The 22,052-nt window shown below is 71.2% G+C and carries 21 protein-coding genes; 6 read left to right on the top strand and 15 right to left on the bottom strand.

From position 1 onward, the window contains the following. Nucleotides 1-2 precede the first annotated feature (2 nt). The 5 genes from AC1D29_RS18575 to AC1D29_RS18555 form a co-directional block, all read right to left on the bottom strand. Nucleotides 3-1,196, bottom strand: a complete 1,194-nt coding sequence (locus AC1D29_RS18575) for an efflux RND transporter periplasmic adaptor subunit (RefSeq protein ID WP_477900094.1) — start codon at nucleotides 1,194-1,196, stop codon at nucleotides 3-5. 2 nt (nucleotides 1,197-1,198) lie between these two features. Continuing rightward, complete coding sequence (locus tag AC1D29_RS18570) at nucleotides 1,199-2,413, bottom strand: TolC family protein (protein WP_477900092.1); 1,215 nt, start codon at nucleotides 2,411-2,413, stop codon at nucleotides 1,199-1,201. Between the two features lie 103 nt (nucleotides 2,414-2,516). Beyond that, nucleotides 2,517-2,855, bottom strand: a complete 339-nt coding sequence (locus AC1D29_RS18565) for a hypothetical protein (RefSeq protein WP_477900090.1) — start codon at nucleotides 2,853-2,855, stop codon at nucleotides 2,517-2,519. Nucleotides 2,856-2,889: 34 nt separating this feature from the next. After that, the gene (locus tag AC1D29_RS18560; RefSeq protein WP_477900088.1) at nucleotides 2,890-3,489 is read right to left on the bottom strand and encodes a chalcone isomerase family protein; all 600 of its coding nucleotides are present in this window, start codon (nucleotides 3,487-3,489) and stop codon (nucleotides 2,890-2,892) included. A gap of 113 nt (nucleotides 3,490-3,602) precedes the next feature. Further along, on the bottom strand, nucleotides 3,603-4,640 hold the full coding sequence (locus tag AC1D29_RS18555; RefSeq protein WP_477900086.1) for an RNA methyltransferase: 1,038 nt from the start codon (nucleotides 4,638-4,640) through the stop codon (nucleotides 3,603-3,605). 104 nt (nucleotides 4,641-4,744) lie between these two features. Here AC1D29_RS18555 and AC1D29_RS18550 point away from each other — a divergent pair, with 104 nt between their 5' ends. Together AC1D29_RS18550 and ispD are read left to right on the top strand one after the other, a co-directional pair. Next, nucleotides 4,745-5,494, top strand: coding sequence for a class II aldolase/adducin family protein (locus AC1D29_RS18550; RefSeq protein ID WP_477900084.1), 750 nt, complete (start codon nucleotides 4,745-4,747; stop codon nucleotides 5,492-5,494). Between the two features lie 11 nt (nucleotides 5,495-5,505). After that, a complete protein-coding gene (gene ispD / locus AC1D29_RS18545) occupies nucleotides 5,506-6,189 on the top strand; it encodes a 2-C-methyl-D-erythritol 4-phosphate cytidylyltransferase (RefSeq protein ID WP_477900082.1) in 684 nt (227 codons plus the stop codon). Here ispD and AC1D29_RS18540 read toward each other — a convergent pair. The 6 genes from AC1D29_RS18540 to AC1D29_RS18515 form a co-directional block, all read right to left on the bottom strand. Next, a complete protein-coding gene (locus AC1D29_RS18540) occupies nucleotides 6,179-9,202 on the bottom strand; it encodes a carboxypeptidase-like regulatory domain-containing protein (RefSeq protein WP_477900080.1) in 3,024 nt (1,007 codons plus the stop codon). The genes ispD and AC1D29_RS18540 overlap by 11 nt on opposite strands. A 56-nt stretch (nucleotides 9,203-9,258) precedes the next feature. Next, nucleotides 9,259-10,092 carry a fimbrial biogenesis chaperone gene (locus AC1D29_RS18535; RefSeq protein ID WP_477900078.1) on the bottom strand — a complete coding sequence of 278 codons (834 nt, stop codon included), beginning with the start codon at nucleotides 10,090-10,092 and terminating at the stop codon, nucleotides 9,259-9,261. A gap of 62 nt (nucleotides 10,093-10,154) precedes the next feature. Further along, the gene (locus tag AC1D29_RS18530; protein ID WP_477900076.1) at nucleotides 10,155-10,604 is read right to left on the bottom strand and encodes a DUF4402 domain-containing protein; all 450 of its coding nucleotides are present in this window, start codon (nucleotides 10,602-10,604) and stop codon (nucleotides 10,155-10,157) included. Nucleotide 10,605: 1 nt separating this feature from the next. Continuing rightward, nucleotides 10,606-11,025, bottom strand: a complete 420-nt coding sequence (locus tag AC1D29_RS18525) for a hypothetical protein (protein WP_477900074.1) — start codon at nucleotides 11,023-11,025, stop codon at nucleotides 10,606-10,608. Nucleotides 11,026-11,033: 8 nt separating this feature from the next. Next, complete coding sequence (locus tag AC1D29_RS18520; protein WP_477900072.1) at nucleotides 11,034-11,606, bottom strand: DUF4402 domain-containing protein; 573 nt, start codon at nucleotides 11,604-11,606, stop codon at nucleotides 11,034-11,036. Nucleotides 11,607-11,718: 112 nt separating this feature from the next. Further along, nucleotides 11,719-13,905 carry a patatin-like phospholipase family protein gene (locus tag AC1D29_RS18515; RefSeq protein WP_477900070.1) on the bottom strand — a complete coding sequence of 729 codons (2,187 nt, stop codon included), beginning with the start codon at nucleotides 13,903-13,905 and terminating at the stop codon, nucleotides 11,719-11,721. Nucleotides 13,906-13,942: 37 nt separating this feature from the next. On the opposite strand from AC1D29_RS18515, the gene ispF reads away from it, so the two are divergent. After that, complete coding sequence (gene ispF / locus AC1D29_RS18510; protein ID WP_477900068.1) at nucleotides 13,943-14,434, top strand: 2-C-methyl-D-erythritol 2,4-cyclodiphosphate synthase; 492 nt, start codon at nucleotides 13,943-13,945, stop codon at nucleotides 14,432-14,434. Here ispF and AC1D29_RS18505 read toward each other — a convergent pair. The 3 genes from AC1D29_RS18505 to ompR are packed head-to-tail and all read right to left on the bottom strand — an operon-like array spanning nucleotide 14,431 to nucleotide 17,227. Beyond that, nucleotides 14,431-15,132, bottom strand: a complete 702-nt coding sequence (locus AC1D29_RS18505; protein WP_477900066.1) for a substrate-binding periplasmic protein — start codon at nucleotides 15,130-15,132, stop codon at nucleotides 14,431-14,433. The genes ispF and AC1D29_RS18505 overlap by 4 nt on opposite strands. Nucleotides 15,133-15,155: 23 nt before the next feature. Next, on the bottom strand, nucleotides 15,156-16,475 hold the full coding sequence (locus AC1D29_RS18500; RefSeq protein ID WP_477900064.1) for an ATP-binding protein: 1,320 nt from the start codon (nucleotides 16,473-16,475) through the stop codon (nucleotides 15,156-15,158). Between the two features lie 17 nt (nucleotides 16,476-16,492). Continuing rightward, nucleotides 16,493-17,227 (bottom strand): osmolarity response regulator transcription factor OmpR, encoded by a 735-nt coding sequence (gene ompR, locus AC1D29_RS18495; protein ID WP_477900062.1) that lies wholly within the window; start codon nucleotides 17,225-17,227, stop codon nucleotides 16,493-16,495. A gap of 139 nt (nucleotides 17,228-17,366) precedes the next feature. On the opposite strand from ompR, the gene AC1D29_RS18490 reads away from it, so the two are divergent. After that, entirely contained in the window at nucleotides 17,367-18,062 is a 696-nt protein-coding gene (locus tag AC1D29_RS18490) for an SIMPL domain-containing protein (protein ID WP_477900060.1), read from the top strand. 5 nt (nucleotides 18,063-18,067) lie between these two features. Here AC1D29_RS18490 and AC1D29_RS18485 read toward each other — a convergent pair whose 3' ends face one another. Further along, nucleotides 18,068-18,838, bottom strand: a complete 771-nt coding sequence (locus tag AC1D29_RS18485) for a 3-hydroxybutyrate dehydrogenase (protein WP_477900058.1) — start codon at nucleotides 18,836-18,838, stop codon at nucleotides 18,068-18,070. 50 nt (nucleotides 18,839-18,888) lie between these two features. On the opposite strand from AC1D29_RS18485, the gene AC1D29_RS18480 reads away from it, so the two are divergent. Together AC1D29_RS18480 and AC1D29_RS18475 are read left to right on the top strand one after the other, a co-directional pair. Continuing rightward, nucleotides 18,889-19,770 (top strand): alpha/beta fold hydrolase, encoded by an 882-nt coding sequence (locus AC1D29_RS18480; RefSeq protein WP_477900056.1) that lies wholly within the window; start codon nucleotides 18,889-18,891, stop codon nucleotides 19,768-19,770. Continuing rightward, entirely contained in the window at nucleotides 19,767-22,043 is a 2,277-nt protein-coding gene (locus AC1D29_RS18475; RefSeq protein ID WP_477900054.1) for a RelA/SpoT family protein, read from the top strand. Before AC1D29_RS18480 ends, AC1D29_RS18475 begins: the two co-directional genes overlap by 4 nt. The last annotated feature ends 9 nt before the right edge of the window (nucleotides 22,044-22,052 follow it).

Raw genomic sequence — 22,052 nt, 5'->3', positions numbered from 1 at the left:
GGTCAGTGCTCGTGTTCCGCGGCGGCCTTGCCGATGTCCGCCTTGACCAGGAAGCTGTTCTTCGCCGCGTAGCGCTCGCCGGCGTTCAGGCCCTTCAGCACCTCGACATGCCGGCCATCGCTGCGGCCCGTTTCCACGCGCCGCGCGTCGAACTGCTGCCCGCGGCGCACGAACACCACGCGGGCTTCATCCAGCAGCTGCACGGCGTCCGCCGTCACCGCCACCGGCACCTCGGCTTCGGTGGACGTCAGTGCCACCGTCACCGGCAGGCCGGGTCGCCACAGCCCCTTCGGGTTGGCCAGCACCAGCCGTGCGGTCGCGCTGCGGCTTTGCTCGCCGACCACTGCGCCGACGTAGCTCAGCCGGGCTTCGCCCTGCGCGTCGAAGGCGGTGGCCTTGACCTGGGCCGCCATGCCTTCGCTCAGCCGCTCCAGGTCCTTGGCCGGCACCGTCAGCTCGACCCAGACGCTGGACAGGTCGGCCACCTGGAACACGGCGGCATCTTCCTTCAGTGCTTCGCCGACGCTGAGCTTCTTGTCGACGACGACGCCATCGATGGGCGAGCGGATCTCGTGGCGCGTGAGCGCTTGCGAGTCGCCCGCCGACGCACCGAGCGCCGCCAGCCGTTGCCGCGCGGTCTCGACGGCGATCTCGGCTTCCTGCATGGCCTGGCGCGCAGCCAGATAGTCCTGCTCGGCGGAAATCTTGTCCTCCCACAGCTTCTTCTCGCGGTCGTGCGTGGTGCGCGCGAGGTTCAGGCGCTTGCGCGCGGTCAGCAGTTCGCTGCGCTGCTCGGCCAGCGCGGGGCTGGAGATGACGGCCAGCACCTGGCCGCGCTTCACGCGGTCGCCGGCGTTGGCGCGCACGGCCTCGACGAGGCCGGCCAGCCGCGGCGTGACGATGACGGCGCGGTCCTGGTTCAGCTTCACCTCGCCCAGCAGCTGCAGGCTGATGGCGATGCGCGCCGGGCCGGCGTCGGCCAGCGCGATGCCGTTGTGGCGCAGCTGCTCGTCGCTGAAGCGGGCCTGTGGTGCGGGAGGCGGCGCCGATGCGGGCTTCTCCGCCGCGGGTGGTGCTTCGGCGTGATCGTGGTCATGCTCACCCGCGCCGTGCTTTTCGCTGCGCAGGATGGCCACACCCAACACGAGGCCCACGGCCAGCACCGCCGCGATGGCTGTTGCGTTCTTCCTGTTCATCTTCAATCCTCTTGATCGTTCTGGGTGGACCGGCCCAGCAGGCGGTCCAGGTCGGCGGCGGCGCGGTGCGCGTCGGCACTGCCCTGCAGCAGCTGACGGCGCAGCTGGAACAGCGTGCGCTGTGCGTCCAGCACGTCCAGAAAGGCGAACTTGCCCAGCTCGTAGCCTTTCAGCGCGGCCTCATAGGCGGTCTGCGCGGTGGGCAAGGCGTCGTCGCGCAGCAGCTGAACCTGCTCGCGGCCCTGGCGCAGCCGCGCCGCGGCGTCGGCCACGTCGGTCTGCAGCTTCAGCGTCGCGCCGGTCAACGCCTCGCGCGCCTGGTCTTCACGGCGCAGCGCCTCCAGCAAGCCGCCCTGGTTGCGGTCGTTGACGGGCAACGGCAGCGAGAAGCCGACGATCGCCTGCGTGCGGCCCAGTTCGGCGTCGCGCTTGGCGCCCAGCGTCACGGTCACGTCGGGCGCGCGGCGCGCGCGTTCGACCTCCAGCAGCGCCTGGCGACGGGCGATGTCCAGCCGTGCCAGCCGCAGCGCGGGGGCCTCCCGCATCCATTCGGCCAGGCGCCGGTCGTCGGGCAGCGAGGGCAGGGCGGTCGCGTCGCCATCGGCCTGCGCCGCCGCCGCCAGCGGCTGGCCGCACAGCGCCGCGAGGCGGCCGCGGGCCAGCAGTCGGTCGCTTTGCGCCTGGGCCAAATCGGCGCGGGCGCCTGCCTCGGCGACGCGCGCCTTGGCCAGCTCCAGCGGCGGCACCTTGCCGGCCTGCAGCCGCTTGTCGGCAGCCGTCACGGCGCCGCGGGCCAGCGTCAGTGACGACTCGGCCAGCAGCAGCTGCTGCTGCGTGCCGAGCAGGTCGAAGAAGGCCGCGGCCACGCTGGCGCGCACGTCAGCCTGCTTGGCGGCCAGCGCCACGGCGGCCTGCTCGCGCGCCTGCGCTGCCGCCGACTGACGCGCCGCGCGCTTGCCGCCCAGCTCGATGGCCTGGGACAGCTGCACGGTGCTGGTCCGCGTGGCGCGGCGGGTGTCCTCCAGCAGCACGCCCAGCTCGGGGTTGGGCCGCGCGCCGGCCTGCGCTTCGGCGCCTTGCTGCGCCTGCAGCTCCAGCCGGGCACCGGCCAGGTCGGGGTTGTGGTTGAGGGCCAGGCGTTGCGCCTCGGCCAAGGTCAGGGCATGGGACGCGCTGGCGAACAGCGCCATCCAAAGAAAGCCAGCAAGGCTTCGCATCGAACTCTCCAGGGTTGTGGGGACAACGGCGGACGGTTCGGCGCGGCCGGCACCCGCAGGTGCCGCGCTTCAGATCAACAGGGTGGGGAAGCGGCGCGCCGAATCAGGCGCGCAGCCAATTGGGGCGTTCGAGCCCAGCCGGGATGTGGGACTTCAGCGGAGCCGCGGCGGCGGGTTCGGGGGCCAGAGCCTGCGGCGCACTGGGTGCCAGGCTTTGCGCCATCGGTGTGGCGCAACCGGCATGGTGGCAATGGCAGTGGCCGGTCTCGCAGACGGGGTGCGCCTCGCCGGCCTGCACCGCGTGCGCGGGCTCGCCGTTGAACAGCGAGACGGTCCGCGCCGGTTCGCCCGACAGCTCATCCACGCAGCACAGCGCCGCGCCCGCCCAGGACAACTGGGCGGCGACGAGCAAGGTCAGCAGGGCGATGAACCAGCGGCGCATGGTGGCGGATTCTAGAAGCCCCGCCCGTCCGGCCTCAGGTCGTAGGGCCTTCCAGCAGCGCGTCGCGCAGCTGCGTGTCGGCCGGCGAATCGCCGAACCAGATGCGCAGCACCAGCGTGAAGAACTCGTCGTCGCCCACCGGCTCGCCCTGCGCCTGACCCTGGATGTAGAACTGCGTGCCCTTGCCCGGCACGAAATCCATCGCGAAGGTGTCGCCGGGCAGCAGCTTGGGCTTGCCCGAGAAGATCTCGATCAGCCGCGTCGTCGCCAGCGTGTGGCGCGTCATCTGCGCGCTGGGCGTGTTGTCGCCCATGCCGCGCAGGAACAGCCGGCCCAGTTCGGTGCCCGGCAGTTCGCGCAGCGCGGTGAACTGCAGGCGCTTGGGGCCGGGCAGCGCGAACAGCTCGGGCGCCGTGCTGACGCGCTTGGTGGTGTACAGACCCATGTCATAGGCCTTGAACACCAGCCGCACGCGCGTGCCCTTGCCGTTGAGGTGCAGCGTGCTGCCGCCCAGTTGCGCCGTGGTGTCGAACTTGTGCACCGTGGGCGCGGCGGCGGCCTGCAGGCACAGCGCCGTGCCGGCCACCAGGATCGCCAGGCGGGCCTGCGCCGCCAGCGTCTGAAGCTGAGTCATGTCTCCTCCGATTGGGATGTCTTCTCGCATCGACCTGGGGCCGCTGCGGCGCTGGCATTCTGCGTGCAAGCGGCGACACCGTTGTCACCGTTCGAAGCCTCAGCCTTCGTGTTTCAGGCGTGAATCCTCACCACGCGCACGGGTCGGCCCACGGCCTCGCGGGCGCGCAGCTGGCCACACCCACCGTCCACGTCCTGGCCGGCGGAGTCGCGCAGCTTCGTCAGCACGCCGCGGCGGCACAGCTCGGCGGCGATGGCGCGGGCGCGCTCCCAGCTCGGCCGCGTGAAGGGCAGGCCCGGCGCGCTGTTGAACGGGATCATGTTCAGCAGGCCGTAGCGGCCCTTGAGCAGGCGGGCGATGCCGTCCAGCTCCTCCGGGCCGTCGTTGACGCCTTCCAGCAGCGTCCACTGGTACTGCGTGGGGTAGCCGCTGGCGCGCGAATAGGCATCCGCCGCCTCGACCAGTGCCTCGGGCGACAGCCGCGGCGCACGCGGCAGCAGGCGCTCGCGCTTGGCGGCATCGGTCGTGTGCAGCGACAGCGCCAGCGCCGGCTTCACGTCGGCCGCCTGCAGTGCCGTGAAGGCGCGCTCGTCGCCCACCGTCGAGAACACCAGCTGCTTGTGCGCAAAGCCGCCCTCGCGGCCCAGCAGCGTGATCGCGTCCAGCACGTTGGCCAGGTTGTGCGCGGGCTCGCCCATGCCCATGAAGACGACCTTCTTCAGCTTCGCGTTCTTGCGCCGCGCCAGCACCACCTGGGCGACGATCTCGGCGCTGCCGACCTGGCGTATCAGGCCGTCCACGCCGGTCATGCAGAACTGGCAGCCCACCGCGCACCCCACCTGGCTGGACACACAGACGCCGTCGCGCGGCAGCAGCACGGTCTCCACCGTCTGGCCGTCGGTGAGGCCCAGCAGCAGACGCGCCGACTGGCCGTCGCCGCCTGCGTGTTCGCTGCGCGGCGCGAGCAGCCCGTCCAGCTCGGCCATCAGCCCGGGCAGCGCCAGCACGACGGCCTTGGGCAGAAAGCCCTGCAGCGGCCGCTTGCCACCCTCCAACGGCAGCGCGCGCACCCAGTGGCGCAGCACGCGGGATTCGTGGTCGGGGTTGGCGCCCAGCGCGCGCAGGCGCTGGCGGAGGTCGGAGATCAACATGGGAGCGGCGATTGTCCCCGACGCGTCAGAAAAGCTGCGCCGAGGCGACAGCGCGCACCTGGGCCGCGGACTATGCTGGGCTCACAACATCCCAGGAGACCCCCATGGCCCGGCCTGCGCACATCAATCCCGAGGAGTGGAGCGTCCGCTGCGATCTCGCGGCGCTGTACCGGCTGGCCGCGCTGCACGGCTGGGACGACCTGATCTTCACGCACATCTCCGCGCGCGTACCGGGGCCGGAGCATCACTTCCTGATCAACCCCTACGGGATGATGTTCGAGGAGATCACGGCCAGCAGCCTCGTGAAGGTCGACCCCGCCGGCGAGAAGGTCGAGCCCAGCGACTACAACGTCAACCCGGCCGGCTTCATCATCCACAGCGCCGTGCACGAGGCGCGCGAGGACGCGAAGTTCGTCATGCACCTGCACACGGTGGCCGGCATCGCCGTCAGTGCGCAGCGCGAGGGCCTGCTGCCGATCTCGCAGCACAGCCTGTTCCCGCTGGCGTCCCTCAGCTATCACGACTACGAAGGCGTGGCGCTGAACCCGGACGAGAAGGCCCGCCTGGTGGCCGACCTTGGCAAGACCTCGCTGATGCTGCTGCGCAACCATGGCCTGCTGACGCTGGGGCACACGGCGGCGGACACCTTCCTGAAGATGTTCATGCTGCAGCGTGCCTGCGAGATCCAGATCGCGGCCCAGGCGGGTGGCGGCGAGCTGATCCGCATCCCGGCGCAGATCCTGGCCGGCATCCGCGCGCAGAGCGACAAGGTCATGCGTGGCTCGGGCGCCGAACTGGCCTGGCCGGGGCTGCTGCGGCGGCTGGCCAGGCAAAACCCAGGTCACGACGCCTGAGAATGGCGGGGATGACTTCTCCCCGCTTCTTCGCCCTCGTCCCTGCTGCCGGCATCGGCGAACGCTCCGGCGCCGGCATGCCCAAGCAATACGTGGACATCGCCGGCCGGCCCATGCTGGCCCACACGCTGGCCGCGCTCGCCGCGGTGCCGCGTGTCGCGCAGACGCTGGTCGTGCTGTCGCCGGGCGATGACCGTTTCGAAGCGGCGTTGCCGGCCTATGCCGGCTGGGTGGCCCGCGTGGGCGGCGCCAGCCGGGCCGACAGCGTGCTGGGCGGCCTGGCCGAGCTGCGATTGCGCGGCGCGACCGACGATGACTGGGTGCTGGTGCACGACGCCGCGCGCTGCCTGCTGCGGCCCGAGTGGGTCGATGCGCTGATCGATGCCTGCGCGCACGATGCCGTCGGCGGCCTGCTGGCCCAGCCCATTGCCGACACGCTGAAGGCTGGCGATGCCGCCGGCCGCGTCACCGCCACGGTCGACCGCCGCGACAAATGGGCCGCGCAGACGCCGCAGATGTTCCGCCTGGGCCTGGTCGAGAAAGCGCTGCTGGCGATGGGCGCCGCGGCCACCGACGAGGCCAGCGCGGTCGAGGCCCTGGGCCTGGCGCCGCGTCTGGTGCGCGCGTCCATGGCCAACTTCAAGGTGACGTGGCCGGAGGATTTCGAGTTGGCCGAGCGCTGCCTCAGAGCCTGAACTCCAGGTCCTGGCCGCTCAAGAAGTCACCGCTGGCCGGCACGTCCACCGCGCGCTCCAACGCACCGCGCAGCTTCAGCTTGGCCGCCTGCTCTGGGGCGATGCGCAGCCGCAGCGATGCCGGCGCCACCTGGTGGAACAGGTAGTAGCCATCGGCCGAGCTGGTCGCCGTCGCGATGACGTCGCCGTCGCCGTTGACCAGCTCCACCTGCGCGTCGCCGATGCCGCGGCGTTTGCCGCCGGCGTCGACGAGGTAGATGGTGCCCTCGACCTCGGAGGTGACGATGACCGGGAACTCCAGCGGCTCCACGCGCCCGGGCCGTGGCAACACGCGCACGCCCGGTGTCAGCGCCTTCCACTGCGGGTCTTCCAGCGTGGCGGGGTCCAGCGCGATGTCGGCGTAGCGGCCGGGCGTGAGCCGGTTCAGCAGCGCCGTGCCGCCTGCGTCGGTCAGGCGCGGGTGGCGGCCGCCGCCGTTCAGGATGAAGCCGGCGTTGGCCACGAACTCCTCGCCGGGGTCGCGCACACCGTTCATGTTGCGGTCCACGAAAGCGCGTGCCGACACGGCGCCGGTACCGGCCAGCGGCTGCCCTTCCATCAGCCATTTGCCGCTGCGCGGGTCGCGGTCCAGCGCGACGAAGAGCTGCAGACCCACGGCCAGCTCGCGCTGGCTGGAGTAGCTGGCGCTGAGCGCGAGGCCGAATGCGCCAAGGTTCTTGCTGAAGCCGCCGGACACCAGCGTCAGCCCTGAGTCCATGCTGCGCAGCAGGCCGGCGTTGAGCTGGTAGCCGTCGGCCAGGTTGCGGTCGGCGCTGATGGCCACGGCCTGCAGGCTGGCGCCAGGCTGGACGCGGTAGTTGAGCTGTGCGTTCAGGCCGATGTCGGCCACCCGCCGGCTGACCTGCAGCGCGCCGTCGGTGGACGAGAAATCGCCGGTGCGCTGCCAGCGCAGGCTGTTGGACAAGGCGGTGCCGCCCAGCATCAGCGACGTGCGCAGGCCCAGCTGCACGTTGCTGGGCCCCTGGTCCAGCGCATTGCGCAGCGCGTTGACGTCCAGCACCAGGCGCGGCAGCGGCCCGAGGCGCACGCTGCCCTGCAGGTGCAGCTCATCGCGCTGGCGCACGCCACCGGCCACGTCGGCGAACTGGTCGTTGATGAAGCTGCCCTGGCGCTGCGTGTGCAGCACGTCCAGCGCAAAGCCGCCCAGGCGGGTCTTCAGGCCCAACTCGCCCAGCGCGCCACCGCCGCGCATGGCGATCAGCTGCGAGCTGAGGATCATGCTGTCCAGATAGGCCAGCAGGCCGACCTGGCCATAGTCCAGCGGATCGCGGGCCACGCCGCCGACCAGACGCGGCCGGCGCACCAGGCCGACCTTGCCGGTCAGCTTGTTGCCGATGCCGATGTCCGCCTGGGCCACGCTGCGCACCGAGCCGTCGTCGGCCACCTGGGAGGCCAGCGTGTAGAAGACCTCGCCCGGCTTCACGCTGGCCTGGTCGAGCAGGAAGCTCTGCTTCTCGACGCGCAGCTGGCCCAGCGGGCCGTGGAAGACGAGGCGGAACTCGTTGGCGCCGAAGGACAGCGGCAGGTCGTCGAAGGCGTACTGGCCGTCGGCGCGCGAGGACTGGTAGGCCAGCAGCTGGTCGTTGTAGTACAGCGTCACGTCCCAACCCGGCGGCAGGTCGCCGCGCAGGCTGTGGCGGTCGAAGCTGTTGGGCTGGTCCAGCGGCCGGTTGCTGACGGCCACGCCATTGCCGCGGGCGCTGCCCTGCATGACGTTGCGCACGCTTGGCAGCGCCAGGTTGCCCAGGGCCACCGAGCGCGCACGCAGCGGGCCCAGCAGGCCGGCGTCGGGGTCGTTGCGGGCAAGGGTCACGCGCAGGTCGGGCGTGGCCTTGTCCTGGGTCTTGAGCACATAGGCCGAGCCCTCCATGCCCAGCAGGTCGCTGGTGAGATAAGCCGTGTACGCGCTCTTGTACTGGCGCGCGCCTCGGCCGTAGCGCGCGTCGGCGCCGAAGGACTGGTCGATGGACGGCACGCCGATCAGGCCCGGCGTGGACGGCGTGTAGGGGTAGTTGGGCCGCTCGGTGGGCGGCAGGCCGGCCAGCGCGGCGGCCAGGCGCTCGCGCTCCAGCTTCTCCTGCAGCGGCAGCTTCTCGCGCGGCTGGACCTTGAGCTTGAGCGTCGCCAGGTCGACCTGCAGGTCCAGCGGCAGCCAGCGCGTCAGCAGCTGGCGCGAGACGTAGATGTCGTCGCCGACGACGCCGGCCAGGCGCGGCTCGAAATGCTGCTCGCGCCCGCCCACGCTGGCCAGCGACTCGGCCAGGTTCAGCGCGAAGCCGCGCTCGCGCGGCAGCAGGCCCTCGGCGCTGCCACGGTCGGGCTTGACCTGGATCGCCAGCGTCAGCAGCCTTGAGAGCTCGCCCAACGGCAGCAGCGTCAGCGGGCCGTCCTGATAGGCGCTGAAGCTGTCGGACAGCACCTGGCCGTCCAGCACCACCTCCAGCACCAGCAGGTTGGTCTCGTCGATGCGGCGCGGCGCGGCCGGTGGCGGCGGCACGGGTGTCAGCGCGGCGATGGCGTCGCGCGCCCGCAGGCGCAGCTGCCAATGCGGCAGGTCCACGGCCAGCTCCAGGTCCAGCCAGCGCGCCAGCAGCTGCGTGGAGACATAGATGTCGCTGCCGATGGCCTGGGCCAGTCGCGGTTCGAAGGCCAGGCGGCGCTCGCCGATGCGCATGGTCGACTCGGTCAGGTCCAGGCAGAACGGCTCGCCCGAGACGGGCAGCGTGCCGGCGGCGCGACCTGATGCGGTCTGCACGCGCACGTCCAGCCCCAGCAGCCGCGACACCGCGGCCAGCGGCAGCAGCACCTGGTAGTCGGTCTGGAAGACGTCCAGCGGCTCGGCCAGCGGGCGACCGTCAACCAGCACCTCCAGGCGGCGCAGCGGCGTGGGTGCGTCGTCGGGACCGGCGTGGGCGAGCAGCAGCGGCGCGGCCAGCAGGATCGCCAAGACCAAGCGGCAGAGGGCGCAGGGCAGGGCCATGGCGCTTGTCGCGCGCGGGGCGCCGGCCCTCAGGGGAGGTTGAGGGCGGCCTCGGCCAGCAGCTTGCCGCCGGACTCGGGACGCTCGCGGAAGGCCAGCTTCAGCGTGCCGGCAGGCAGGGCCTGGCCGGCGGGCAGTTGCAGCGGCAGCTGCACGCGCCGCGCGGCGTTGGGCACGTAGACGGCCACGCCGCCGGCGCGCGCGACCTCCAGCGTCACGCCGGCCGTCGTCGTGAAGGTGGCGAGCAGGTCGCCGTAGACGGAGCGGTTGCCCTCGCGCTTCATCTGGAAGGACAGCGTGCCGGGGCCGTTCGCCGACGGCGGCTGCACGGCGAGGTCCGCCAGCGCCAGCGTGGCGTGGGTGTCGCCCTGGCGCACGATGACCGGGATGGATGCGCCCACCAGCGCCTGGATGACCACGCCCACGTCGGCGCCGCCGCGCCTGGCGACGTCCTCGACGCTGCTGGCGCCGGTGACGTCGGCCACGCGGTCGAACTGCAGGTGCGAGCGGTACTCGCCGTCGGCCAGGCCGTCGGGCTTGCGCAGCAGGATGCGCACGATCTGCGAGCTGCCGGGCGGGATGGTCACCTGGCGCGGCGAGTAGCGCAGCATCGCGTCGGCGAACTGTTCGCCGGGGCCGGCCTGCTCCACGGCGATGAATTCACCGTTGGGGCCCATGCGGCGGTTGACCAGGTTGATGCGGTAGGTCTCGGGCGTCTTGCCCTGGTTCATCAGCTCGACCTGGGCGGCGCGCTGCTTGTCAAAGACGATGCGCGTCGGGAACAGCATCAGGTCCGCGAAGGCGGCGCAGGGCAGCATCAGCAGGCCGATGGCCGCAAGCCGGGAGAGGGTTGATGCACGCATGCCGCATGGTCGCCAGGACTTGAGCGCCTGAAAGCGCGCAAAAGCGGCGGAGTTGCGGTGCTTTACTGGTAGTTCACGGTGACGTTGAACGACCCCGAGTAGCTGCCCGAGGGCTGTGCGCCGCCCACGTTGAGCGTGGCGCCGACGCTGATCTGCTGCGTGCCGCCGCCGGACAGCACGCCCGTGACGGCGGGGCTGCTGACGAAGCCGTTCAAGGCCATGGTGCCTGCGGCGCCGTCGCTGAGGAAGACGCTGCCGTCGCCGGGCAGCGAGATCGTGAACACGGCGCTGGGCGTGCCGCTGATCGTGAACTGCGCGGCTGCGGCCGTGCCGCCCTGGTTGACGAGGATGACGCTGCCGGTCTTCATGCGCGCGCCCGCGGCGTTGACCGTGATGGTGCCGCCAGCCCCGGCCGTGAAGGCGCCGAAGGACAGCGCCGTCGTGTTGTTGAGGGTCTGCGCTGCCGCCGCGCCGGTGGCCAGCGTCAGCAGCGCCAAAAGGCAGCGCAGCATGTCAGTTGAAGGCCACCGTGACGATCAGCGGACCTTCGCCGTCGCCGCCGGTGGCTGCGGCCGACACCGCGGCGGCCGGGCCGCGCGGCAGCAGGGCCGCGCCGCCCGTGGCGGCCATGTCGATGCCGAAGGCCTGGCGCGCCTCCAGCGCACCGGTGAACCAGATCGGCAGGGTCCGCGGCGACGTCGGCGCGGCCGCGCCGGGTACGCGTGCGACGCGGGCACCCGTGCCCGGGCCGGCCGGCGCGTTCAAGGCCAGCAACAGGTCTTGCACGCTGATGGGCACGCCCAGCCAGGCGATGACGGGCACGGCCTCGACGACGTTGGCGCCGGCCTGCGCCGTGGCACTGGCTGCGCCGGCCGGCGGCGTGGACACCAGCACCCACAGCACGACCGGCAGCAGGCGTCGGCTCGAAGTCATCGCGGGCCTCAGTTGTAGGCCACCGTCACCTTGACGTTGCCCGTGTAGGTGCCGGCCACCTGGCCGGCGCCGACGGTGAGCACGCCGCCCACATAGATGTAGGCCGCGCCGGAGGCCAGCGTGCCCGTGGCCGCATCGCTGCTGGGGTCGGTCTTGCCGGTGGGCGTGGCCGTCGTCACCGCCTCGGTGATCCAGTCGATGGCCATGGTGTGCGCGGCGCCGTCGCCCAGCGTCGTGTCGCTGCCGGTGTAGTCGATGGCGAAGGTGTTGTTGCCCGTGCCGGTCACGTCGAAGCGCGCAGCGGCGGCGGCGCTGCCGCCGGTGGGCAGCACGGTGGTGCCGCTCTTGGTGCGGGTGCCGTCGGTGGCGACCGTCACGTCACCGTTGCCGGCCACGACGTTGCCGAACACGAGGTCGGCCGCCTTGGCCACGGCGATGGGTTGCAGCACGACCGCCGTCGCGCTGGCGGTCGCGTTGTCGGCGGCCTGGACGACGCGCACGCCCGCGGCGCCGAGCAGCACGAGGGCGCTCAAGGCCAGCAGGGCTTGCAGGCGGGTCGGTCGGTGGAGGGATGTTGTCATGGGATGCTCCTCGGCTCCTGAATGGGACCGACCCGCCGATGTTGCGAGCCCGCCCATCAGTCTTATCGGCCGATGAAGCCGGGGCTTGACCCGCAAATCCCGGCCGGCTGCATCACCAGGTGGGGCCCAGCAGCAGATAGGCCGAGGTCTCGCCGCCGCGTGTGGTGCCCAGCGCCAGGAAGAACGGGCCGAAGCGCGTGTCCACGCTCAGGAAGCCGCTGACTGCCTGCTTCCAGCCGCTGCGCGGCAGGTTGCCGAGCTTGAGCCCGGCGCCGTCGCCGACCGCGCCAGCCTCCAGCGAGAAGCCGATGCGCACCGCGCCGCCCAGGCCCACCGGCATCTCGCCGATGCGTCGCGCCATGACGACGCGGGCCAGCAGCATGTTCTCGCCCACCAGCGAGCCGTCGGGCGTGCCGGACAGGCGCAGGTAGCCGCCCAGCGAGCGTGCCTGACCGCGCTCGGCATGCGCGAACTCGCCGTAGAGCTGGCCGGCCCATTCGCCGAGACGGAAGGCCGTGAGACCCAGCAGCGACGCGTTGATGACGCTGGATTCGCCGCGCGGGTGCAGCCATTCGATGCGTGCCGTCGTCCACTGGCCGCGGCTGGGGAAGGCCAGCGAGTCCAGCGTGTCGGTGTGCAGTTCCAGGTATTGCTGGCCATAGGACTGCGAGCGCCGGATGCTGGGCGTGGTGACGGGCAGCACCACTTCGTCGTCGGCACGCAGGCGGCCGATGCCCAAGCGCAGGTCACCCAGGCCGGCCACCCGGTGGCCCAGTTCGAGCTGGGCGCTGGTCAGGCTGCTGGACAGGCGCAGCGCGCGCTGGCCCTGGTCGAAGACATCGTTGCTGCCGGCCGTGTAGGCGAGCTTGGCACTGGCGAACCACTGCGAGCCGGGGCCCAGCGGCTGGTAGAACTCGGTGTTCAGGCCACGCGTGGAGCCGATGCGCGCGACGCTGCGCAGCTCCGCACCCCAGGGGTTGAGCCAGTTGGCCACGTGCATCGCCACGAGCGAATAGCTGTTGGCGTCGGCGAAGTTGCTGTACAGCTCGAGGCCCAGGCGCACGCGGCTGGCGGCCCAGTCGGCTTCGGTCAGCTTGAACTCGACGCTGCGCTTGCCGTCGCGGTCGTCGATCTCGGTCTCGATGCGCTCGAAGTCGCCGGTGCCGTCCAGCCGCTCGACGGCACGGGTCAGCTCCGCGCGGCCGACCGGGTCGCCCGGCTGCAGCGCCAGCTCGGCGCGCAGCGCCTCGTGGTTGAGGCGGCGCGTGCCGCTGATCTTCAGCTCGGCCAGCGGCAGCGCCGTCATCGCGGACTCGGGTGGCCCCAGTCGGCGTGCCTGCAGCGCCACGGCGGCGGCGGGCGAGGCGAGGGTGGCCAGGCGCTCGCCGGCGGCCAGCGCTGCGCGCCGACCGGTGGCGATGGCCTCGTCGGCGCGGTAGAAGTCCATGAAGCCCATGCCGGGCAGGTCGGGGTCGACGACGATGTCCTGCGGCTGCAGCTCGCGCAGCGAGCGCTGCACGTTCTGCTCGGTCAGGATCTGCAGCATCTGGTTGGCCACCATGACGGCGCTGGTGATCTCGCGCTCCTCCAGCAGCGGCGTGCCGACGTTGACGGCGATGACGATGTCCGCACCCAGCGCGCGCGCCAGGTCGATGGGCAGGTTGCGCACCAGCCCGCCGTCCACCCGTGGGCGGCCGTTGACGCGCAGCGGCGCGAACACGCCGGGCACGGCCATGGACGCGCGCAGCGCCTCGAACAGTGGTGTGTCGGCCTGGTCCAGCATCGCGCCGGACAGCAGGTCGGTCGCGACGGCGCGAAAAGGGATGGGCAGCCTGCGCAGCGGGTCATCGGCGCGCGTGGCGGGCAGCAGCGACGACAGCGTCGCTTCCAGCTGACCGTTGGCGGCGGCGCCCCCGGGCAGCATGGCGCCGCGCTCCAGGTTGAAGCCGAACTCGATGCGCGACGGCAGGCGCTCGTCGTCCTCGCGGCGGCGGATGGCCAGGCGGTCGCGCGCCGGCCGGTCGGCCAGGATGGCGCCCCAGTTGGCGCTCTTCACCAGCGCCTCCAGCTCGTCGACGCTGCGCCCCGACGCATAGGCCCCGCCGACGACGGCGCCCATGCTGGTGCCGACGATCAGGTCCACCGGTATCTGCATCTCCTCCAGCACGCGCAGCACGCCGATGTGGGCCAGGCCCCGCGCGCCGCCGCCGGAGAGGACGAGGCCGATCTTGGGGCGGGGCGGTTCGGCAGCGATGGCCGAGCCCGCAAGCAGCAGGCACAGGAGGAGCAGGCGTTTCATGGCGGGCCGCACCATATCAGGCGGCGACAATGGCGGCATGAATCCGCTGCCGTCTCTTCGCATCGGCGAGGGCTGGGACACCCACCAGCTCGTCACCGGCCGCCCGCTGATCCTCGGCGGCATCACCGTCCCGCACACCCACGGCCTGCTGGGCCACTCCGACGCCGACGCGCTCGCACACGCGATCACCGACGCGCTGCTGGGCGCCGCCGCTTTGGGCGATATCGGCAAGCTCTTCCCCGACACGGCCGCCGAGTTCAAGGGTGCCGATTCCATGGTGCTGCTGGCCGAGGCCTACCGCCGCGTGCGCGCGGCCGGCTGGCAGCTCGTCAACCTGGACACGACCATCGTCGCCCAGGCGCCCAAGATGGCGCCGCACATCGGCGCGATGCGTGCGCGCCTGGCCGAGGTGCTGGGCGTGGACATGGGCCAGGTCAACGTCAAGGCCAAGACGGCCGAGAAGATGGGCCCGGTGGGCGAGGGCCGCGCCATCGAGGCGCGGGCGGTCTGCCTGCTGGCGGCTGGCTAACGCACGCCGAAGGGCACCAGCTCGCCGTCGCGGCGCAGGCGCTCCACGGCGGCGCGCAGTTTGCTCAGCAGGGCCGGCGCCGTGTCACGGTGGCAGGCCATCTCGGCGTCGATGCGGCCGAAGTTCTGCAGTGCCCGCGCCGGCTCGCTGCCCATGCCCTGGAAGGTGGTGCGGGCCAGCAGCTCGTTGACCAGCCAGTAGTCCACGCGCCGCGCCTGCAGCATGCGCAGGCCTGTGGTGGAGTCGCGCACCTCCTGCAGCGTCAGCCCATGCTCGCGCACCCAGGCCGCGGGCAGCGACTCGCGCTGGGCGGCGATGACGGCGCCGCGCAGGTCGGCCACGCCGGCCACCGCGCGGGTTTCGTCAAGGCGGCCGTACAGCATCAGGGAACTGCTGGACACCACGCCGGCCCAGGCCAGCAGCGGTTCGCGCGCCGGCAGGCGCGGCACGCCCACGGCGCAATGGCCGGGCTGCTGCGTCAGTGTCTGCATCAGCCGGGCGACGGGCATGACCGTGATGCGCAGTTCGACACCGCTGGCCTCGCCGATGCGCTTGACGAGATGGGCGCCCGGCCCGCTGACCTGGCCTTGCGCGGACACGTCGAACAGACCCGGGCTGGTGAACACCAGCATGTTCACTTCTTCGGCCCGGGCGGCCGTGGTCAGCAGCAGTGAGAGCAGCAGCAAGGCCCGGAGCATGGGCGCCAGAGTAGCGCAGCCCGTCAGGCCGCCTGCAGCTTCAACACCGTCTGCAGCCCGCCACCCTGGGCGTTGCTGATGGACAGTTGCCCACCCAGGCGCTGCACCGACTTCTCGACGATGGCCAGGCCCAGGCCCGCGCCGCTGGCGGCGGTGCGCGCCGCGTCGCCGCGGTAGAACGGCGTCGTCAGCCGCGCCAGGCGGTCGGGCGGCACACCGGGGCCGTGGTCGCGCACGCGCAGCTCCACCCAGGTACCCTGGCGCGTGGCGCTGACATCCACGCGCGCCGGCTCGTCGGGCTGGTGGCCGTAGCGGCGCGCGTTCTCAAACAGGTTGAGCAGCACGCGGCCCAGCTCGGTGTCGTCGACGAAGACCTTCAGCGCCTCGCTGACCTGCACGCGGAAGCGGATCTGGTCGGGGTCGCGGAATCCCTGCACCTCGCGCTCGACGATGTCGGTCAGGCGGGTCTCGCGCAACTGCGTTTCGTTGGGCCGCGCGTAGTCCATGAACTTGCTGATGATGGCGTCCAGCTGGTCGATGTCCTGGGCCATGAAGTGGCGCGCCTGCTCGTCGGCCACGCTCATCTCGGTCTCCAGCCGCAGCCGGGCGAGCGGTGTGCGCAGGTCGTGCGAGATGCCGGCGAGCATGACGGCGCGGTCCTCCTCCAGCTTGGCCAGCTCGCGCGCCATGCGGTTGAAGCCCATGTTGACCTCGCGGATCTCGCTGGTCATCGTCGTCTCGTCCAGCCGCGAGTCGTATTCGCCGTCACGGATGCGGCCGGCCGCATCGGCCAGCTCGCGCAACGGCTGGTTGATGAGCCGGGCGATCAGCGCCGAGCCGACGACGGTGGCCAGCAGCGCGATCAGCACCCACCACCAGTTGCCGGCCAGCGAGATGGTCAGCGGCGTGGCACTGGTCTTCAGCCAGAAGGCGTCCTCGCCGACGATGTAGCGCACCCACAGGCCCGGCGCGTCGTTGACGCTGCGCGCCACCACCGTGTCCGGCCCCAGCGTCTGGCGCAACTCGGCGGCCAGCTGCTTGGCGAACGGGCTGGTGTCATAGGGCAGCCAGCGGTCGCTGGTCTCGGCCACGCTGACCTGCACCGTGTCGCCGCGTGCCATCGACGTGATGACGGCGACGCGGTTGATGGGGTCGGTGTGCTCCAGCGCGATGCGGCTGAGCTTGACGAGGCCGGCCAGCTGCTCGGCGGATTCGAGCGCGCGGGGCTCTGCCTCCAGCGCCTTGAAGGTCTGTTGCCATGCAAACACCGCGCCGGCCAGCAGCAATGCCAGCCAGGCGAAGGTGCGCCAGAAGAGGTTGAGGGCGAGGTGAGGGCGTGCCATGCCCTGGAGCTTATGGGTTAGCTGTTCTCATCCGGCACGAACACGTAGCCTACGCCCCACACGGTCTGGATATAGCGCGGCTGGGCCGGGTCGGCTTCCAGCATCTTGCGCAGGCGCGAGATCTGCACGTCCAGGCTGCGGTCGAACGGCTCGAACTCACGGCCGCGGGCCAGTTGGGCCAGCTTGTCGCGCGACAGCGGCTGGCGCGGGTGGCGCACCAGTGTCTTCAGCATCGAGAACTCGCCGGTTGTCAGCGGCAGCTGCTCGCCGTTCTTCATCAGGCGGCGCAGCGCCAGGTCGAACTCGAAGGGGCCGAAGGTGACCGTCATCGGCTCCTTGCTGGGCGCGCCCGGGGCTTCCGGCGGCGGGCGGCGGCGCAGCACGGCGTTGATGCGGGCCAGCAGTTCGCGTGGATTGAAGGGCTTGGCGAGGTAGTCGTCCGCGCCCACCTCCAGGCCGACGATGCGGTCCACGTCCTCGACCTTGGCCGTCAGCATGATGATGGGCGTGCTGTCGTTGGCGGCGCGCAGGCGGCGGCAGATGGTCAGGCCGTCTTCGCCGGGGAGCATCAGGTCCAGCACGATCAGGTCGACGGTCTCGCGCGTCAGCTGTTTGTTCAGTGCGCGGCTGTCTTCGGCCAGCAGGACGTCAAAGCCTTCCTGCGTCAGATAGCGGCGCAACAGGTCACGGATACGGGCGTCGTCGTCGACGACAAGAATTCGGTTCTGGCGGGGCGTCGCGCTGCTGTTCATCGCGGTTCCTGAATTTGTAACAGCGCCATTGTGTGCAGGTTTGGAAACCGGGCCTTGTAGGACAGCAGGAAGACGTTACAGCTCGTTGCCAACTGGTCGGGCTAAGCTGGGCTTCCCCTCCTTGTAAAGGCAGATCTCCATGCGCGCAGTCGTCGCCCTTTCAACCCTTGCCCTGAGCGTGGCCGCACATGCGGCCGCGGATGCGCCGCCGCGTGAGCGCCTGAGCCTGTCGGCCAGCGCCAGCGCCGACGTCGCGCGTGACGTGCTGGGCATCGCCTTCTCGACGACCCGTGAAGGCACCGACGCCGCCGGCGTGCAGACGGCGCTGAAGCAGGCGTTGGACGCCGCGCTGGCCGAGGCACGCAAGGTCGCCAAGCCCGGCCAGGTCGATGTGCAGACGGGCGGCTTCTCGCTGAGCCCTCGCTACGACCCCAAGAGCGGCAAGGTCAACGGCTGGCAGGGCAGCGCCGAGCTGCAGGTCGAAGGGCGTGACACGGGAGCCATCGCCCAGCTGGCGGGCCGCATCAACACGCTGACCATCGCCCGCGTGGGCTACAGCCTGTCGCGCGAGGCGCGCGAAAAGGCCGAGGCCGACATTTCGGCCCAGGCCATTGCCCGCTACCGCGCCAAGGCGGCGGACTACGCCAAGCAGTTCGGCTACGGCGGCTATGTCGTCGGCGAGGTGAACGTGTCCAGCGACGAGCCCGGCCCGCGCCCCGCGATGGCGATGATGCGCATGAAGGCCGCCGCGGGGGCCGACGAGGCCTTGCCGACGGAAGCCGGCAAGGCGGTGGTCACGGTGAACGTCAACGGGACCGTTCAACTGACCCGGTAGCCTGCCTAGACGGCGGTCCAGCCGCCGTCCATCGCCCAGGCCTGGCCGCGCACGTTGATCGCGGCATCCGAGCACAGGAACACGGCCAGCTGGCCCAGTTCGTCCGGCGTCGTGAACTGCAGCGAGGGCTGCTTCTCGGCCAGCAGGCGGCGCTTGGCTTCGTCGTTGTCGACACCGTCCTTGGCGGCCAGCGCGTCGACCTGCTTCTGCACCAGCGGCGTCAGCACCCAGCCGGGGCAGATGGCGTTGACGGTGACCGCCGTCGTCGCCGTCTCCAGCGCGATGCTCTTCGTGAAACCGACCAGGCCGTGCTTGGCCGCCACATAGGCCGACTTTTGCGCCGAGGCGACCAGGCCGTGCGTGGACGCGATGTTGATGATGCGGCCCCAGCCTTTCTTGAGCATGCCGGGCAGCGCCAGGCGAGTGGTGTGGAAGGCCGAGCTGAGGTTGATGGCGATGATGGCGTCCCACTTCTCGACCGGGAAGTCCTGCACCGGCGCGACATGTTGGATGCCGGCGTTGTTGACCAGGATATCGATGCCGCCGAACTCGGCGTCCGCGTAGGCCTGCATGGCCGCGATCTCGTCCGGCTTGCTCATGTCGGCGCCGTGGTAACCCACCTTGACGCCCAGCGCGGCCACTTCGGCCTTGGGGCCTTCGGCGTCGCCGAAGCCGTTCAGGATCAGGTTGGCGCCCTGGCGCGCGAGCGCGAGCGCGACGCCCAGGCCGATGCCGCTGGTGGAGCCGGTGACGAGGGCGGTTTTGCCTTTCAACATGCTGGGGTTCCTTGGTGGTTGCTACGATGATTTTCGAGAAGGACGCCATCATGACCGAACCGCGCTTGAAATTCGTGACCTGCCTGGACGCCACGGGCCTGCACCGCATGGCCTACTGGGAGTGGGCTGGCCCGAGCGCGGATGCACCCGTGCTGGTGTGCGTGCACGGCCTGTCGCGCCAGGGGCGGGACTTCGACGCGTTGGCGCGCGTGCTGAGCGGTCGCTACCGGGTCGTCTGTCCGGACGTGGTCGGTCGCGGGCGCTCGGACTGGCTGCGCCAGCCCGGCGGCTACCAGATCCCGTCCTATGTGTCCGACATGGTGGCGCTGCTGGCACGACTGGACGTTGAGCAGGTGGACTGGGTCGGCACCTCGATGGGCGGCCTCATCGGCCTGGGCCTGGCTTCGTTGCCGCGGCCAGAGGGTGCGCTCAGCCCCATCCGTCGCCTGGTGCTGAACGATGTCGGCCCGGCGATCCGCTACGAGGCGCTGCAGCGCATCGGTGGCTATCTCGGCAAGGTGCAGCGCTTCACGTCTCTGGACGAGGGCGCGGGCTACCTGCGCAGCATCTCCGAGGGCTTCGGCCCGCATTCCGAGGCCGAATGGCTGGCCCTGTCCGAGCCGCTGTTCCGCGAGGAAGACGGGGGCTGGAAGCTGCGCTACGACCCCGCCATCGCGCTGCCCTTCGCGGCCGTGACGCCCGAGATCGCCGCCGCCGGCGAGGCCATGCTGTGGGGCGCCTATGACGCGCTGCGCTGCCCGACGTTGTTGATCCGCGGCGCCGAGTCCGACCTGCTCAGCGCCGAAACCGCGCGTGCGATGACGCAGCGCGGCCCGGGCGCCCGCCTCGTCGAGCTGCCCGGCGTGGGCCATGCGCCGACACTGATCCACGACGACCAGATTGCCATCGTGAGGGACTTCCTCAGTACATGAAGACCGGCTTGATGCCCGAGGGCGCGGCCACGGCGCCCATCGTTGCGCTGCTGGATGCGGGCGCCGCGCACTCCAATGCCGAGGTCGTCCGTGCGCGCGCCTTTGCCGAGCCGCTGCTGGCGGGCGAAGCGCTGGACACCGGCGAAAACGCGCTCACCCATGCCGACGGCGTGGCGGCCATCCTGCAGGCCGTCGGTGCCGCGCAGGAGCTGCAGGCCGCCGCCTACCTGGTCTATGCGGGCGACTTCCTGACCAAGCCCGAGGAGGTCGTCGCCAAGGCCTTCGGCGACAGCTATGCCAGCCTGGTCATGCACACGCGCCGCCTCGTGCAGTTGCAGCGCGCCGCGCGCGACGCCAAGGTGCACACCGACCAGCGCGCCGATGTCCGCGCCGAGCAGACCGAGCGCGTGCGCAAGATGCTGCTGGCCTTCTCGCGAGACCTGCGCGTGGTGCTGCTGCGCCTGGCGTCGCGGCTGCAGACGCTGCGCTGGTACGCGGCCAGCAAGCAGGCCTGCCCGGGCGAGCTGGCGGCGGAGTCGCAGTCGGTGTTCGCGCCGCTGGCCAACCGGCTGGGTATCTGGCAGATCAAGTGGGAGCTGGAGGACCTGGCTTTTCGTTTTCGCGAGCCCGAGACCTACAAGGCGCTGGCCAAGGCCTTGCACGAGACCCGCGTGGAGCGCGAGCAGCGCGTGGAGGCCGCACGCGCCGCTTTGCAGGCCGACCTCTATGCGCAAGGCCTGGCCGCGGAGGTACAGGGCCGCCCCAAGCACCTGTACAGCATCCACAAGAAGATGCAGGGCAAGGACCTGGCGCTGGACCGCGTCTTCGACCTGCGCGCGCTGCGCGTCATCGTCGCCAGCGTGGCTGACTGCTACACGGCGCTGGCGCGGCTGCATGAGATCTTCACGCCGGTGCCTGGCGAGTTCGACGACTACATCGCCAAGCCCAAGCCCAATGGCTACCAGTCGCTGCACACCGTGGTGCTGGGCCCGGACGGCCGCGCGATGGAAGTGCAGATCCGCACGCGTGAGATGCACGACCATGCCGAGCATGGCGTGGCCGCGCACTGGGCCTACAAGGAGGCCGGTGCGCGCGGCTATGCCGGGGTCAGCGCGGCCGGCGAGTTCGAGGAGCAGGTGGCGCGCGCACGCAAGGCCGTGCTCAACCAGCTGCTGGCCTGGGAGCGCGACACGGTGCAGAAGGCGCAGGCCGGCGGTGCGCCGAGCTTCGACGACCGCATCTACGTCTTTACGCCGCAGGCCACCATCGTCGAGCTGACGGCCGGCGCGACGCCCATCGACTTTGCCTACGCGGTGCACACGGACCTCGGCCACCGCTGCCGCGGCGCGCGCATTGACGGGCAGATGCTGCCGTTGAGCACGCCGCTGCAAAGCGGCCAGACGGTGGAGATCACGGCCGCCAAGGAGGGTGGGCCGTCGCTGGACTGGCTCAACCCCGAACTGGGCTACCTGCAGAGCCCGCGGTCGCGCGCCAAGGTGCGTGCCTGGTTCAACGCCTTGCAGCAGACGCAGACCATCGCCAAGGGCCGCGAGCTGGTCGAACGCCTGCTGCAGCGTGAAGGCAAGACGGCGGTCAAGCTCGACGAGCTGGCTGCGCGGCTGGGCTTCAAGGGCGCGGATGCGCTGTTCGAGGTCGTCGGCAAGGACGAGTACTCGCTGCGCAACATCGAGCTGCTGCTGCGCCCGCCGGAGCCGGTCGCGGACGAGAACGAACTGCTGGCCCAGCGCCACACGCGCAGCGCCAGCACCGGCACGCGCGGCGGTGTGCTGGTGGTGGGCATTGACTCGCTGCTGACGACGCTGTCGCGCTGCTGCCGGCCCGCGCCGCCGGACGCCATCTCAGGCTTTGTCACGCGTGGCAAGGGCGTGGCCATCCATCGCAGCGATTGCAGCAACCTGGCCGAGATGAAGCGGCGCTCGCCCGAGCGCGTCATTGCGGTGGAGTGGGGCGGTGGTGAAGCCGCGTCGGGCTCGGGCAAGGGCGCACCGGTCTACCCGGTCGATGTCCTTGTCGAGGCCGGCGACCGCCAAGGCCTGCTGCGCGACGTGCTGGAGGTGTTCGCCAAGGAGAAGATGAACGTCGTGGCCGTCAACACGCAGTCCTTGAAGCCGGGTGCGGCCAAGCCCAAGGCCGGTGGCGGTGACACGGCGTGGATGAGCTTCACGCTGGAGCTGTCGGACGCGTCCAGGCTGACCAAGGTGCTGCGCGAGCTGTGCGCCATCTCCGGCGTGCGCTCCGCTCGGCGCAAGTGAGTCTGGACC

This window comes from Roseateles sp. P1_C6 (genome assembly GCF_056406315.1).
The sequence above is the reverse complement of the archived record's forward strand: the minus strand, read 5'-3'. Positions and strand labels throughout refer to the sequence as shown.